Annotated in this window: 8 protein-coding genes; 4 read left to right on the top strand and 4 right to left on the bottom strand. The window is 60.6% G+C overall.

Features of this window, described 5'->3' with window-relative positions:
• Positions 1–248 precede the first annotated feature (248 nt).
• Complete coding sequence (locus BC358_RS21885; RefSeq protein WP_143434303.1) at positions 249–641, bottom strand: hypothetical protein; 393 nt, start codon at positions 639–641, stop codon at positions 249–251.
• Positions 642–1,090: 449 nt separating this feature from the next.
• On the opposite strand from BC358_RS21885, the gene BC358_RS13740 reads away from it, so the two are divergent.
• From BC358_RS13740 to BC358_RS13725, 4 genes are read left to right on the top strand one after another with little or no spacing between them, the layout of a single operon-like run.
• Positions 1,091–2,011, top strand: coding sequence for a DUF4007 family protein (locus tag BC358_RS13740; RefSeq protein WP_079366257.1), 921 nt, complete (start codon positions 1,091–1,093; stop codon positions 2,009–2,011).
• Entirely contained in the window at positions 2,004–5,354 is a 3,351-nt protein-coding gene (locus BC358_RS13735; RefSeq protein WP_256861515.1) for an ATP-binding protein, read from the top strand. The genes BC358_RS13740 and BC358_RS13735 overlap by 8 nt, the downstream gene beginning before the upstream one ends.
• Entirely contained in the window at positions 5,347–6,189 is an 843-nt protein-coding gene (locus BC358_RS13730) for a phosphoadenosine phosphosulfate reductase family protein (RefSeq protein WP_079366256.1), read from the top strand. Before BC358_RS13735 ends, BC358_RS13730 begins: the two co-directional genes overlap by 8 nt.
• Positions 6,190–6,212: 23 nt before the next feature.
• A complete protein-coding gene (locus BC358_RS13725) occupies positions 6,213–8,630 on the top strand; it encodes a DUF262 domain-containing protein (RefSeq protein WP_079366255.1) in 2,418 nt (805 codons plus the stop codon).
• A 605-nt stretch (positions 8,631–9,235) separates the two neighbouring features.
• Here BC358_RS13725 and gyrB read toward each other — a convergent pair.
• The 3 genes from gyrB to dnaA form a co-directional block, all read right to left on the bottom strand.
• Positions 9,236–11,863, bottom strand: a complete 2,628-nt coding sequence (gyrB, locus tag BC358_RS13720; RefSeq protein ID WP_079366254.1) for a DNA topoisomerase (ATP-hydrolyzing) subunit B — start codon at positions 11,861–11,863, stop codon at positions 9,236–9,238.
• A gap of 80 nt (positions 11,864–11,943) precedes the next feature.
• On the bottom strand, positions 11,944–13,050 hold the full coding sequence (gene dnaN, locus BC358_RS13715) for a DNA polymerase III subunit beta (protein ID WP_066160732.1): 1,107 nt from the start codon (positions 13,048–13,050) through the stop codon (positions 11,944–11,946).
• 132 nt (positions 13,051–13,182) lie between these two features.
• The gene (gene dnaA, locus BC358_RS13710; RefSeq protein WP_079366253.1) at positions 13,183–14,589 is read right to left on the bottom strand and encodes a chromosomal replication initiator protein DnaA; all 1,407 of its coding nucleotides are present in this window, start codon (positions 14,587–14,589) and stop codon (positions 13,183–13,185) included.
• Positions 14,590–14,600 lie beyond the last annotated feature (11 nt).

Below are 14,600 nucleotides of genomic sequence, written 5' to 3'. Positions count from 1 at the left end.
ACCACGCTGACTCAAGCCGGTAGGCTTGGAGAGGGCTCGAACAGGTCTCCCATGCCACGTGGGTCGCCAAGGGCAGCAACGGGTGGCCGGCAAGGCGAGTCTGAACGCAGTTGTCTGACCGGCCCACGTAGAACGGCACGTCCTGGCGAAGAAGCATGTAAACGCCTGCCCAGCCCGGAGGCACGAGTGTTCTCACCACGGAGGCTGTGGCCAAAAAGGCCATCTGCCGTGGCTCGTCGAAAACCAGCTCAGCAGACTTGGACATGGCCGCCTCCGCTGCACTCTTCTGTAGTCAGCCAGAGCTCTGCCTGGACAAACTTTTCAGCAACGCGCGGGCGCAACGGTCCGCGCCAGGCCAAGTAGCGGCGGCGAACGGGCTCACGCTCAGAAGAAGCAGTGGGGGTCGGGCATGCGGCCGGCTCAACAAGCAGCTTGGCTCGGACCTGGCGCTCGATAACGTCCTCGGCCTCCGACAGCAGTTCCTCTTTTGTGGTCACGCCACGCGCGGATGTGCTGGTGAACGCCAAATCGAGGGCGCGTTCAGCGATGCGGTAGGGGGAGGAGCCAGGACTGTGCTTCGAGAGAAGTGCCTGGATGGATGACACGGCGCGAGAATGCGCCTCGACATCAGAGATGGTCATAGTTCGCCTTTGTGTGCACAACCGCCCCAGTGGGTGCAGCCACGCCTTACTCAACTTCATACCGCCCTGTTTCTGCCGCTCCGCCCCCAAAAGGCAAAGCAACCCGGTCAGCAGTTCTTACTTTAGAAGATGTTTTTTGGTCCGTCAACACTGGCAGTTGCGGTAACCAACACCGTCAGTAGCTGTAACGGCCGCTGGCGACCTCGTTGCTTTCACACCCGCTTCGCCGCTGTGGCTTGCACATCGGGCGCGCCTGAGGGCATACTGATATTTTGTACAGTATCGATGGCGGGGTGCTAGGGTGGCGAGGGCCTTCGATTCGTTTATACGAATAAGTTTCCTTATGCAGTAGACAAACTCTATTCAAAGAGACGTCTTGGGGCTTAGTGACGATGCGAGAGGTTGTCTTGACCGGACTGGCGAGGTCATCCAGTTAAACTATTTGCCAAATGATTCAGCTACCTTCCGAAGCCCCGCCGCAGTTTTCGGGGCACGAAACTTTTCCGTTGCGACAGCTCTGGCTGCGCAAGGCTTATGACGCGGTTGCTCAGTACGAGGGGCCTGCGCCTCGGACCGTCTTCGCCGACGAAGAAGCCATCGTGCGGTTCGGCGTCGGCAAGAACATGGCCATGTCGATTCGCTTTTGGGCGACCGCCTGCGGCATTATCGAAGACGAAGGCGGCTACGTTCCCACGCGTCTTGGCTCCCTACTATTCAATCAAAAGAACGGTCTAGACGAGTACTGCGAACACCCCGCGACCACTTGGTTGATGCATTGGCAAGTGGCGAGTACGCACGAAAAGACAACGACGTGGTGGTTTCTCTTCAATCACGTTGTGCAGCAGGTCTTCGACCGCGAGTTTATTGTGAGTTCTCTGTCTGGCTTGGTCATCGAGCACAAACTGAGAATTTCAATGGCGACGCTCAAGCGAGATGTTGAGTGCTGCATCCGCAGTTACGTGCCTAGGCTAGGAGGAGACTCTCCTGAAGAGATGAGTGAGCCATTGCTCGGCGAGCTTGGCTTGATTCAGCAAAACGCAAAGGGCTCATTCGAGTTCCGCCGCGGTTTGAAGCGGTCTCTGCCGGACGGCGTCTTTGCCTATGCCCTGCTCGACTACTGGGAGCGGATGCCCCACGCAGGTGCCGTGATGGCCTTTGACCGTGTTGCCCACGACTACGGCTCACCTGGCCGAGTCTTCAAGCTCGATGAAAACGCGGTCGCTGACCGACTGATGGCTCTTGAGGACCTAACTCGCGGGGAGATTCAATGGACTGAACAAGCGGGCATTCGACAGGTGACTCGCAAGGATATGGCACTTAAGAGCCTTGCCGACTACAAGTACAAACTTCTCGAAAGTGCCTATGCGTAAGCAGTCTCGACCTGCCGGCGCCGAACGGCGGATGCTCTCTGACGTTGTCACCATCTCGCGTCAGTTTCTTCGCTCAGTTCGCATTGACACTGACTTCGGGCGCGAGGATGCCCTTTCGGGCTATATCTGCCAGGGCACTGCAAGCTCTCTTTTGGAGAGTATGGCTCGGCAGATAACGGAAACTCGTCAACGCGCTTTCACCTGGACGGGACCCTACGGTGGGGGCAAATCGTCGCTGGCGCTGATACTGTGCTCGCTCGTTGGTGCACAGACAAAGGTTCGCACCAAAGCAAAGCAGCTTCTTGGCTTTCCTGACGAAAGTCCTGTCCACAAGGCGTTTGAGGCTAAAGGAGATGGCTGGCTCGTCGTGCCTGTGGTTGGCAAGCGGGCAGAGGTCACTCAAGAGCTCAGCGCAGCTTTGGCCAAGGCTCGCGGGCTTGCTCCCAGTCGCAAGAAGCAACCTGATGTGGTCGGCGAGCTGGTGGAAGCGGCCGAACGGCACCCACAGGGTGTGCTTGTCGTCGTTGATGAACTGGGCAAGTTCTTGGAGGCTTCGGCTCAGGAAGGTGGCGACATCTACTTCTTCCAAGAGCTGGCGGAAGCCGCTAGTCGCTGCCGAGGCAAGCTCGTCATAGTCGGCATCCTTCATCAGACCTTCGAGGCTTACGCTTCACGCCTGGGTCGCCAGTCCCGCGATGAGTGGGCCAAGGTCCAAGGACGGTTCGTAGACATCCCACTCGTTGCGGCAGCTGACGAAGTTATCGAGTTGGTCGGCAAGGCCATCACGGTCGAGAACCCTCCGCCTTTGGCCGATGCAGCAAAGCTCGCGGAAAGAATCGCCGACGCGATTCGTACTCGGCGCCCGGGTACTCCGGCGACCCTGGCGGACTCTCTCAAGGCGTGCTGGCCCTTGCACCCCGTTACAGCCGCTTTGCTGGGTCCCATCTCGCGGCGCAGGTTTGGTCAGAACGAGCGCAGCACCTTCGGTTTTCTTGCGTCGAGAGAGCCCCTGGGCTTCGTGGAGTTCCTGGACGGATATGAGGCCGACTGGTTCCGCATGTACGGCCCGGCCGCCTACTGGGACTATCTTCGCGCTAATCTGGAGCCCGCCATCGCCGCGTCACCGGATGGGCATCGCTGGGCTCAGTGCACGGATGCTGTTGAGCGGGCTGAAGCCAAAGGCACTGACGTCCATGTCAAGCTGACCAAGACCATCGCCCTGATTGAGATGTTCCGCAATGGGTCTGGCCTGGTGGCGGAAGAGTCTGTTCTCGCAGTGTCTACTCCGAGCGTGGATGAGGCGCAGATTCGCAAGGCCCTTGAGGAGCTATCTGACTGGAAAGTCCTAATCGAGCGCAAGCATCTTGGTGCTTGGGGCATCTTCGCAGGCTCGGACTTCGACATCGAAGGGGCCATTAACCTGGCCCGAGGCGAGATTGGCGAGCCTGACTTGGAGCGCATCTCCACCCTCAGCGACCTGCAGCCGGTTTTGGCGAAGCGGCACTACCAGAAGACCGGAACGATGCGGTGGTTCACACGCGGCATTGCTCGCTTGGAGGACATCGAGAAGGTCGTCGAGTCCTTTGAGTTCAAGGGTGCCAGTGCTGGCGCATTCGTTCTGTGCCTGCCGCCGCCTGGGCAGTCGGTACGTTCCGCTGAGCACAGGGTGCGGCATGCGAGCATGGCCACAGAGTTCGAAACGCTGTTGCTGGGCACACCCAAGAACGCAGAGCGAATCATTGATTTGAGCCTTGAGTTGGCGGCGGCGGAACGCGTCATGAAGACGCGGCCCGAGCTGCATGGCGACTCTGTTGCACGTCGAGAAATCGTTGGGCGTATTGAGGCTGTGCGTTCCTCTCTCGAAGAGGAGCTTGCTGATGCTTTCGAGTTGTCCAAGTGGTATAGCCACGGCACGGCGCTGGAGACAAAGGGCTCGGTTGTTTTGTCCGTGATTGCTTCAGACCTCGCAGAGGAGGTCTACGACAAGGCGCCTTTCATCTTCAGCGAACTCATCAACCGCGAAGAGCCGTCGAGCAATTCCAACAAGGCGCGCAAGGACCTCATGAATCGGATGGTGACCCACGGGCACCTGCCGAAGCTTGGCTACGAAGGCTTCCCTGCAGACGCGGGTCTTTACTTCACCATCCTCAATGACCCTGGCCTTCACCGTCCACGGGGGGATGAAGGCTGGGGTTTCGGTGACCCAAACTTCAACACCCGCGGAAAGTCCTTCGAGGCGTTGTGGTGGCGCACCACGAGCGACCTGCTTTCCGAAGGCAAGTCGCTGACCTTGAAGGAGCTTTACGTCGCCTGGGCACGCCCTCCCTTCGGATTGCGCGCCGGGGTGATGCCTGTGCTTTCGCTGGCGATATTCCTGGCCAACCGCTCGTCGTTGGCACTGTACGTGAACGGTACGTTCACCCCGGATGTCACCGACGCTGTCGTCGATGAGTGGACGCTCGACCCGAGCCGAATTCGCTTCCAGCACGTCGAGGCGTCCAAGGACAAAACCAAACTGGTCAACGCCTTGGCGAAGACCGTGTCCGAGCGGGCCAGCGCCGACGTTGGGGCAGCACCGCTGGATGTCGCACGCGGACTTGTGGGTCTTGTCGTTGGTCTGCCTGGCTGGACCAAGCGGACGTCAGCTGTCTCCCCCCGAGCACAGCAAGTACGCACTATGTTGCTCAAGGCTAGCGACCCACTGCGTGTTCTATTTTCAGACCTGCCTACACTCCTTGAAGCCCAAGACCCGACCATATTGAACACTCGTGTTCAAGAGGTCACAGACGAACTGTCTGGCGCCTATCAGCACATGCTGGCGGGTGTTCGCGCCCACGTTTTGGAAGCCCTTGACCACGGGAGCCGGCCAGAAGCTGAGCTGCGCAAACGCGCTGCTACCGTGAAGGGCCTGACAGGTGACTTCAAGCTTGATGCGTTTGCCACTCGATTGGAGACCTATGACCAGTCTGCCGAAACCATAGAAGCCCTTATCAGCCTCGCTGTCGACAAGCCGCAGGCTGTTTGGGTCGACCGAGACGTCGATGCGGCAATGGCCAAGTTGGCCGACTGGTCGGTTGACTTCCGCAAGGCGGAGTCGATGGCCCCTCTCCGCGGGCGGCCATCGACGCGCCGAGTGATTGGCGTGGTCTTCGGTGCGAGTCACGGTCAGGACGCTACCGGCTATGTCGACATCTCAGATGCGGACACCCCCGCAGTGGACCGGCTTGTGAAGCAGTTCCTGGCTTATGCGCAAGGCGAACGCAAAGAGGTCATCTTGGCCGCGCTCGCCGAGGCAGGCGCCATGATGGTTAAGCAACAGAGCAAGGGAGAAAAGAATGGCTGAACGACACGTACTTGGTCTGTCGGGCGGGAAGGACAGCGCAGCGCTTGCCGTGTATATGAGTCTGCACCACCCGGAAATCCCGCTCGAGTTCTTCTTCACCGACACCGGCAAAGAGCTGCCTGAGGTCTACGCCTTTCTCGGCCAGCTTGAGGGTTTCGTCGGTCGCAAGATTCACTACCTAAACCCGCATCGAGACTTCGACTTCTGGCTTCGCACCTACAACAGCTACCTACCTTCACCGAAGACTCGCTGGTGCACCCGCAAGTTGAAGTTGGAGCCCTTCAAGCAGTGGGTTAAGCCGTCCCTCGATGCAGGAGACAAGGTGTACAGCTATGTCGCTATCCGTGCAGACGAAGAGCACCGGGAAGGCATGGTCGCTCAGCATGAGAACTTGATTGTTCGCATGCCGTTCCGAGAACACGGCATCGACAAGGCGGGTGTTTTTGAGCTCCTTGAAGGTTCAGGCCTTGGGCTTCCAAAGTACTACAACTGGCGCTCACGGAGCGGATGCACGTTTTGCTTCTTTCAGCAGAAAGTCGAGTGGGTTAGGCTAAAGGAGAACCATCCGGACGCATTTGAGGACGCAAAGGCGTATGAGAAGAACGCGCTTGAGCACGGCTCGCCGTTTACCTGGAGCCAGGGCGAACCTTTGACTGAACTGGAAAAGCCGGAGCGGGTGGCTGAAATCTTGGCGGACTTTGAGGTCCGCAAGCAACGCGAACTTGCACGCCGCAAACCGAACCCATTGCGCGTCATCCCCATTGAGCCGATTGACATCGACGACCTGTACCTTGAGGACGAGGGTGGCGGCGCCTGCCTCGTGTGCCACAAGTAACTCGAACATCAGGAGAAAATTGAGTGCCGAGTCCTGGACAAAAAATATTCGACGCTGAGTCGGAAGGTCTCTACGACTTTGTGTCGAAGAATGGTCGCGGGCTATATATCCCGCCCTACCAGCGCGATTACGCCTGGGACAAGACGAACGTCGAGCGCCTCATCGACGACACCATTCAGGGACTGAACGCGCTGCTCAAGCGCCCCGATGAGTCCATCACGTTCATCGGGACCATCATCGCGATGAACGACTCCAAGAAGTCGACCATCAGCCCCTTGGTCAAGAACCAGGTCTACACGCAGGTCATGTCAGTCATCGACGGCCAGCAGCGCCTGACGACCTTGCTGATGCTGTGCTTGGCCCTACTTCTCGAAATTGAGGTCCAGTGGGCAGAGCTCAAGAAAGGCAAGGCTAAGGACAGCGACGACGCCCGCCAGTGGCTGGAAACACGTGTGAACGACATGCGTGGCCTGCTCTCGCAGATGTTGTCCGAGCGACAGAATAATGGCGAGGGCGAGTTCCGGCATTTCCCTAAGATGATTCGCGCCTTCGTGGACACTTGGTCCTATGAGGCGGACAAAGCGACATACAACTCGCCTATCTCCTGGCTACTGTTCGAGTATGTCCGGTTCCGAGAACAACAGGAACCCAATTGGGCCAAGTTCCCCAACGCCCTGAAAGAGACGGCGGACGGGGCCGCGAACGAGGGGCAGCGAAAGCACTTCATGAAGATGCTGAAGGTGATGCGCGACAAGTTGCGCAACCTTCCAGGCGATGATGAGTTTCCGGAACTGCTTGGCATCGTTCAAGACGACGACAAACAAGACACCCTCTTCGGAGAGGAGTTCCCGGATTCGATGAAGGCGGCGTTGGAGTTTGTTCTCTCTCCTCAGTTCCTGCTTGCTCAAGCCGCTGCGAATGCAGGCGAGAAGCTCAGTGCGGAAGAGTCCCGTTCGAGAAAATGGTGGGAAGCCTCGACCAACCTGGTTTCACTGCTCTTCTTTGCGAAGTTTGCACTGGAGCGCATTACCTTAGTGGTCGTCACCGCGACCACTGAAGACTTTGCGTTCGACGTCTTTGAGGCCTTGAACACCACAGGCCAACCGCTAACTGCCCTCGAAACCTTTGTCCCAAAGGTTGTCCAGTCTGTCGGCATGACGAAGTACAACTCGTCAGAGGAAAAGAAGCAACTTGAGATTGCCGGAGACTACATACGCAAGGTCAATCGCGCTGATGAGCGTCAAAAGAGGTCCGCCGACCTGCTGGTTGCTTTCGCTTTGGCCGAGTTGGGAGAGAAGCGCTCGAAGAACCTGGCGGACCAGCGGCGCTTTATGCGTGAAGCATTTGATTCATACAGCGACCGCAAGCAACAGCAAGAGTTCATACGCCACCTCGCAGAGCTTTCACGTTTTTTCGACACCGTCTGGGTTAATGGCTCAGACAAGCCTAAGGTGGACGGCCTGCAGCTTCCTGAGCCGGCGGCGTTGTGCTTGCGCTTCCTGGTGGATTTCGGACACACCATTACGGCGCCCCTCCTTGCTCAGTACGCAGCCGACGTCGGCCTCCAGAAGGACGCCACCGACCGAAGGAAGGCGCTCAACACCTTTTGTGAGGTGGTGCAGGCAGTCACAGCATTCACTGTTCTCTGGCGCGCGTCGCGCAGCACCACGGACCGCATCGACGAGGTCTACCGGTCTTTGATGGGTGAAGGTTCGGTCGAACACGACGTGCCTGCGCTTGCGCGAGGCAAGCGTGGGGACGGACCGCTGCCAACCGTCCAGGCCTTGCAGGCAGCGTTAGCGTCCCGTCTGCAGGCAGACCGCAAGAGTAAGAAGCACGGTGCCAACATTGCCGGGAAAGCGGAGTGGATTGAGAAGACGGTCGCGCAGCCGCTGTGGGAAGTCAACACGACCTTGGCAAGATTCGTATTGCTACTGGCATTCCACGATGTCGTGGAGGGCCCGGATGGGCACCTCACCCGCGGCAAGGCCGGAAGCAACCCGACGCTCACTCTTGATGCTTGGGTTGGTGAGCAGTTCGCCTCTATCGAGCACATTGCTCCGCGTTCTAAAGCCAAAGGCTGGTCCCAGGACCTGTATCAAGACGAAGAGTTCGAGCGCTTGGGCAATTTGACTCTGGTCCCTACACGCTGCAACTCATCGCTTAGCGACCGTCCTTGGGACCAAAAGCGCTCACTTTTTGCTGCACTGTCAGCTAAGACCGAGGACGAAGCAAAGACCATCCTCAAGACGATGGCCGATTCGGGCATCGACGTCACAGAGGTGGCCGGAAACCTGTACGCGGGCCAATACTTGCCTCATGTCCATGCCATCGGTAACGTTAAGGGTGACTGGAACCTAGAGGCGGTCAACGCAAGAGGCAGGGAGCTCGCAGAACTCGTTTGGCAGCGCATTGCACCTTGGACAGGGTTGCAGCCTTAGCAACCAACTGACCGCACGAATTGCGTGGGCAGTCTGACCCGCCCCTGATTTTCAAGAGGTGTGCGTATCCAGGTGAGCCCGGCGCGCATGGAAACCCGCGGCGCGGTGGGTACTCGCTTACTTCGCCTTCAATGCTGCCACTAGCTCAAAGTTCTGGTTAGCTGCGAGGTCTGCAGATGTGATGAACCCATTGCTTTTCCACCGCACCTGCCGCACGGCTTCAACGAAACACGTCGCAGGGGACACCTTCATGGTCTGCGGTAGTCCGCGACCACCATCTCCAAGGACACTCGAGCCATGAGAAGTGGTCTTCTCCCGCCCCCTCCTTCACCGTCAGCATTCGGATGGGGCAGTATCTTCAATTCAGTTTCCGCGTGACCAAAAGGCGTTCCAGATGAAGTCGATTTGGCTGCGCATTCGCCCGTGAGAATGCCTGTCCCTGAAATGGTGGGAATCAGGGACGCGGCTTCCATCCCAGCGAGTCTCAGAGATAGGAACCAGAGAACAGGGTTTGCCTAGGCAAAAACAACTGAAACAAAGAGGCCCATAAATTTCTCAATTTATGGGCCTCGGTTTCTCAGCTTATGTGTCTCTCTACACTGACATTAAACGTCAATGTTGCCGGCTCTGAGCGCGTTGGTTTCGATGAAATCCCGCCGCGGCTCCACCTCATCCCCCATCAACATGGTGAACACGCGGTCGGCCTCGATCGCGTCGTCGATCTGCACGCGCAGCAGGCGGCGCACCTGCGGGTCCATGGTGGTTTCCCACAGCTGCTCGGGGTTCATTTCGCCCAGGCCTTTGTAGCGCTGGCGGCTGGTGGTGCGTTCGGCTTCGCTGATCAGCCATTGCATGGCCTGGCGGAAGTCGCTCACACGTTCTTCCTTCTGCTTGTCGCCTTCGCCGCGCTGCGCCTTGGCACCTTCGCCCAGCAGGCCGCGGAAGGTGTCGGCCGCGGTGGCCAGGGCGGCGTAGTCGGCGCCGTGCACGAAGTCCTGCGTGAGGATGCTGCTCTTGACGTTGCCGTGGTGGCGGCGGCTGATGCGCAGGATGGGTTTGTCGCTGCGCGCATCGAATTCGCCGGCCACTTCGGGCGGCACGCCGGTGGTGCTCAGCTCGGCCAGCTTGGCCTGCATGGCGACGGCGCTGGCTTCGGCCTCTTCCACGGTGTCGAGCTTGACGCTCACGCCGTCGGCGATGGCGCGCAGGGCTTCGGCGTCCATGAAGTTGGAGAGACGCTCGATCACGCGCTCGGCCGCCTGGTGCTTGCGCGCCAGCTCGGCCAGCGTGTCGCCTTCGAGCACGGTGTTGGCGGCGCCACCGGTCTGCACCTTGGCGCCGTTCAGGGCGATGCGCAGCAGGTACTGGTCCAGCGCGGGTGCGTCCTTCAGGTACAGCTCTTCCTTGCCGTTCTTCACCTTGTACAGCGGCGGTTGCGCGATGTAGATGTGGCCGCGTTCGACCAGTTCGGGCATCTGGCGGTAGAAGAAGGTCAGCAGCAGGGTGCGGATGTGGGCGCCGTCGACGTCGGCGTCGGTCATGATGATGATGCGGTGGTAGCGCAGCTTGGCGACGTCGAAGTCGTCCTTGCCTTCACCGCCCGACCCCTCGCCGCCTGCCTTGCCGATGCCGGTGCCCAGCGCGGTGATGAGGGTCAGGATTTCGTTGGAGCTCAGCAGCTTCTCGTAGCGCGCCTTCTCCACGTTCAGGATCTTGCCGCGCAGCGGCAGGATCGCCTGGAACTTGCGGTCGCGGCCCTGCTTGGCGGAGCCACCGGCGGAGTCGCCCTCGACGATGTAGATCTCGCACAGGGCGGGGTCTTTCTCCTGGCAGTCGGCCAGCTTGCCGGGCAGGCCCATGCCGTCGAGCACGCCCTTGCGGCGTGTCATTTCGCGCGCCTTGCGGGCGGCTTCGCGGGCCTTGGCGGCTTCGACGATCTTGCCGCAGATGATCTTGGCGTCGTTGGGCTTTTCCTGCAGGTAGTCGGTCAGCAGGCGGGCCACCACGTCTTCCACCGGGCCGCGCACCTCGCTGGATACCAGCTTGTCCTTGGTCTGGCTGGAGAACTTGGGCTCGGGCACCTTGACCGACAGCACGCAGCACAGGCCTTCGCGCATGTCGTCGCCCGTCACTTCCACCTTGGCCTTCTTGGCCAGGTCGTTCTCTTCGATGTACTTGTTGATGACACGGGTCATCGCGGCGCGCAGGCCGGTGAGGTGGGTGCCGCCGTCGCGCTGCGGGATGTTGTTGGTGAAGCAGAGCACCTGCTCGTTGTAGCCGCTGTTCCACTGCATGGCCACCTCGACACCGATGTTGGTGCCCTGGTCGCTTTGCCGGTCGCCGATGGCGTGGAAGCAGTTGGGGTGCAGGACCTGCTTGCCCTTGTTGATGAACTCCACAAAGCCCTTGACGCCACCGGCGCCGGAGAAGTCGTCTTCCTTGCCGCTGCGTTCGTCCTTGAGGCGGATGCGCACGCCGTTGTTCAGGAACGAGAGTTCGCGCAGGCGCTTGGCCAGGATCTCGTAGTGGAAGTCGTTGTTCTCTTTGAAGATCTCGGTATCGGGCAGGAAGTGCACCTCGGTGCCGCGCTTCTCGGTCGCGCCGATCACCTTCATCGGCGAGATCTCGACGCCGTCGCGCTGCTCGACGAGGCGGTTCTGCACGAAGCCGCGCGCGAACTCGATCTGGTGCACCTGGCCTTCGCGGCGCACCGTCAGGCGCAGCCACACGGACAGCGCGTTCACGCAGGACACGCCCACGCCGTGCAGGCCGCCCGAGACCTTGTAGCTGTTCTGGTTGAACTTGCCGCCCGCGTGCAGCTCGGTCAGCGCGATTTCGGCGGCCGAGCGCCTGGGCTCGTGCTTGTCGTCCATCTTCACACCGGTCGGGATGCCGCGGCCGTTGTCGGTCACGCTGATCGAGTTGTCGGTGTGGATGGTGACGACGATGTCGTCGCAGTGGCCGGCCAGGGCTTCGTCGATGGAGTTGTCCACCACTTCGAAGACGAGGTGGTGCAGGCCGGTGCCGTCGGAGGTGTCGCCGATGTACATGCCCGGGCGCTTGCGAACGGCCTCCAGGCCTTCCAGGATCTGGATCGCCCCCTCGCCATAGCCTTCACTGGCGCCGGCCTGGTTCGCGTCGATCTTGGGCTGGAAATTGGAGCTGTCGGCGCCTGCTTCACCGGTGTGAACGGCGTCTTTTCCGGAATCGGCGGGCTTGTTGGCTTCGGACATGGTGAATTTCTCTGACTTCTAGAAACGCCAAACCCGCTGATCAGCGGGTTGGCATGCAAGTTGGCTGCGGGTGTTGCGGATCAGATCCGCATGGGCATGACCACGTACTTGAACGCGTTGTCTTCGGGGTTGGTGATCAGCGCGGAGCTGTTGCCGTCCTGCAGTTCGATGCGGACCATTTCCTGGCCCATGTTCTGCAGCGCATCGATCAGGTAGGTGACGTTGAAGCCGATTTCGATGGCGTCGCCGCCGTAGTCGATGTCGAGCTCGTCGACCGCCTCTTCCTGTTCGGCGTTGCTGGACGCCACGCGCAGCGTGCCCGGCTCGACGTTCAGGCGCACGCCCTTGAACTTCTCGCTGGTCATGATGGCGGTGCGTTGCAGGCTGGCCAGCAGCGGCTGGCGGCCCAGCGTGACGATGTTCTTGTGGTTCTTGGGGATGACGCGGTTGTAGTCGGGGAACTTGCCCTCGACCAGCTTGGTGACGAACTCCATGCCGTCGAAGCTGAACTTGGCCTGGTTGGCCGCGAACTGCATCTCGATCGCGCCTTCCTTGTCGGACAGCAGGCGCTGCAGCTCCAGCACGGTCTTGCGCGGCAGGATCACTTCCTGCTTGGGCACTTCCACGTCCAGCTCGGCACTGGCAAACGCGAGGCGGTGGCCATCGGTGGCGACCAGCGAGAGCTTCGTACCCTCGGCCACGAACAGGATGCCGTTGAGGTAGTAGCGGATGTCGTGCACCGCCATCGCAAACGACACCTGGCCCAGCAGGCTCTTGAGCGTCTTTTGCGGCACCGAGAACACGGGGCCGAAGCTGGCCGACTCCTGCACCAGTGGGAAGTCTTCGGGCGGCATGCTCTGCAGCGTGAAGCGGCTCTTGCCGCCCTTGAGAATGGTCTTGCCACCGGTGTGCTCCAGGCTCACAGCCTGGTCGGCCGGCATGGTGCGCAGGATGTCGATCAGCTTGCGCGCGCCGATCGTGGTGGCGAAGCTGCCGTCGTCGCCGCCCAGTTCGGCCGTGGTGCGGATCTGGATTTCCAGGTCGCTGGTGGTCAGCTGCACCTGGCCTCCGGTCTTGCGCAGCAGCACGTTGGCCAGGATGGGCAGCGTGTGACGCCGCTCGACGATGCCGGCGACCGACTGCAGCGCGGCCAGCACCTGGGCCTGGGAAGACTTCAAAACGATCATGTCAGACTCTTTCGTCACTGGTTGACTGGCGCTCTGTCGCGGCGCTCTCCTCGGGCATGCCTCTCAGCCCCCTCGAAACCCAAAACGTAGCTATTTTCACCTGTTTTTACAGACCGCTCCGGGTGCCCCCGGTCAGCCTTTCAGGGTCTGCTCCAGCACGTGCAGCTGCTGGTTCAGCTCCGTGTTGGTCTGGCGCTCGGCCGCGATCTTGCGCACTGCGTGCAGCACCGTCGTGTGGTCCCGGCCGCCGAACAGCTCGCCGATCTCGGGCAGGCTTTTCTGGGTCAGCTCCTTGGCCAGGAACATCGCGATCTGGCGCGGCCGGGCGATGCTGGCCGGGCGCTTCTTGCTGTACATGTCCGCGACCTTGATCTTGTAGTAGTCGGCCACCGTCTTCTGGATGTTCTCGACCGAGATCTGGCGGTTCTGGATCGACAGCAGGTCCTTCAGGGCGTCGCGCGCCAGCTGGATCGATATCTCTTTCTGGTTGAAGCGGCTGTAGGCCAGGATCTTGCGCAGCGCGCCTTCGAGTTCGCGCACGTTCGAACGCACGTTCTTGGCGACGAAGAAGGCGACCTCCTCGGGCATCACGGCATTCTCGGCCGCGGCCTTGTTGATCAGGATCGCCACGCGCATTTCCAGTTCGGGCGGTTCGATGGCCACCGTCAGGCCCGAATCGAAGCGAGAAACCAGGCGCTCGTGGATGTCGGCCAGACCCTTGGGATAGGTGTCGCTGGTCAGCACGATGTGGCTCTTGCGGGCCAGCAGCGCCTCGAACGCGTTGAAGAACTCTTCCTGCGTGCGTTCCTTGTTGGCGAAGAACTGCACGTCGTCGATCAGCAGCAGATCGAGCGAGTGGTAACGCTCCTTGAACTCGTCAAACGTCTTGCGCTGGTAGGACTTGACCACATCCGAGACGAACTGCTCGGCGTGGATGTACAGAACCTTGGCCTGCGGCTTGTCGGCCAGCAGCTGGTTGCCAATGGCGTGCACCAGGTGGGTCTTGCCCAGACCGACGCCGCCATAAATGAACAGCGGGTTGTAGAGCTGGCCCAGGCTACCGGCCACGTGCATCGCGGCGGCGCGCGCCATGCGGTTGGCCGAGCCTTCAACCAGCGTGGCGAAGGTCAGCGCCGGGTTCAGGCGGCTGCGCGGTCCGGTGGCTGCGGTGGGCTCGGCGGGCGCCACATCGGGCAGCTCGGCCAGCACCTGTTCCTGCACGGTGCGCGACGATGGAGTGCTTCGGATGGTGGCTTCGCGAGGAGCAAGCGCTAACTCCAGTACCACGGGAGCACCCTGGATGCCCTCCAGCAAGGCGGTGATCCGGGCCGCGTACTGCGCCCGGATCCAGTCCATCTTGAAGCGGTTGGCGACCGCCACGGTGACGCGCGACCCGTCGGGCGCGACCGTGGCCGAGAGCGGACGGATCCAGGTGTTGAACTGCTGCTCGGGGATTTCCTGGGCGAGACGGTCGACGCAGGACAGCCAGAGCGACGAGGCGTCGCTGGCAGCAGAAAGGGGGGAATGGCCCTCGATCATGAAACGGGAAG

It is taken from the genome of Hydrogenophaga sp. H7 (assembly GCF_002025745.1).
Lineage (GTDB): Bacteria > Pseudomonadota > Gammaproteobacteria > Burkholderiales > Burkholderiaceae_C > Hydrogenophaga > Hydrogenophaga pseudoflava.
Note: the sequence above shows the minus strand (reverse complement) of the source record. Positions and strands in the feature narration are given on the sequence as shown.

Bases quoted from the DNA above. Each gene is read 5' to 3' on its own strand.
- BC358_RS21885 (WP_143434303.1), bottom strand. From the start codon at position 641: ATGACCATCTCTGATGTCGAGGCGCATTCTCGCGCCGTGTCATCCATC.
- BC358_RS13735 (WP_256861515.1), top strand. From the start codon at position 2,004: ATGCGTAAGCAGTCTCGACCTGCCGGCGCCGAACGGCGGATGCTCTCT.
- dnaA (WP_079366253.1), bottom strand. From the start codon at position 14,589: ATGATCGAGGGCCATTCCCCCCTTTCTGCTGCCAGCGACGCCTCGTCG.
- dnaN (WP_066160732.1), bottom strand. From the start codon at position 13,050: ATGATCGTTTTGAAGTCTTCCCAGGCCCAGGTGCTGGCCGCGCTGCAG.
- BC358_RS13730 (WP_079366256.1), top strand. From the start codon at position 5,347: ATGGCTGAACGACACGTACTTGGTCTGTCGGGCGGGAAGGACAGCGCA.
- BC358_RS13740 (WP_079366257.1), top strand. From the start codon at position 1,091: ATGATTCAGCTACCTTCCGAAGCCCCGCCGCAGTTTTCGGGGCACGAA.
- gyrB (WP_079366254.1), bottom strand. From the start codon at position 11,863: ATGTCCGAAGCCAACAAGCCCGCCGATTCCGGAAAAGACGCCGTTCAC.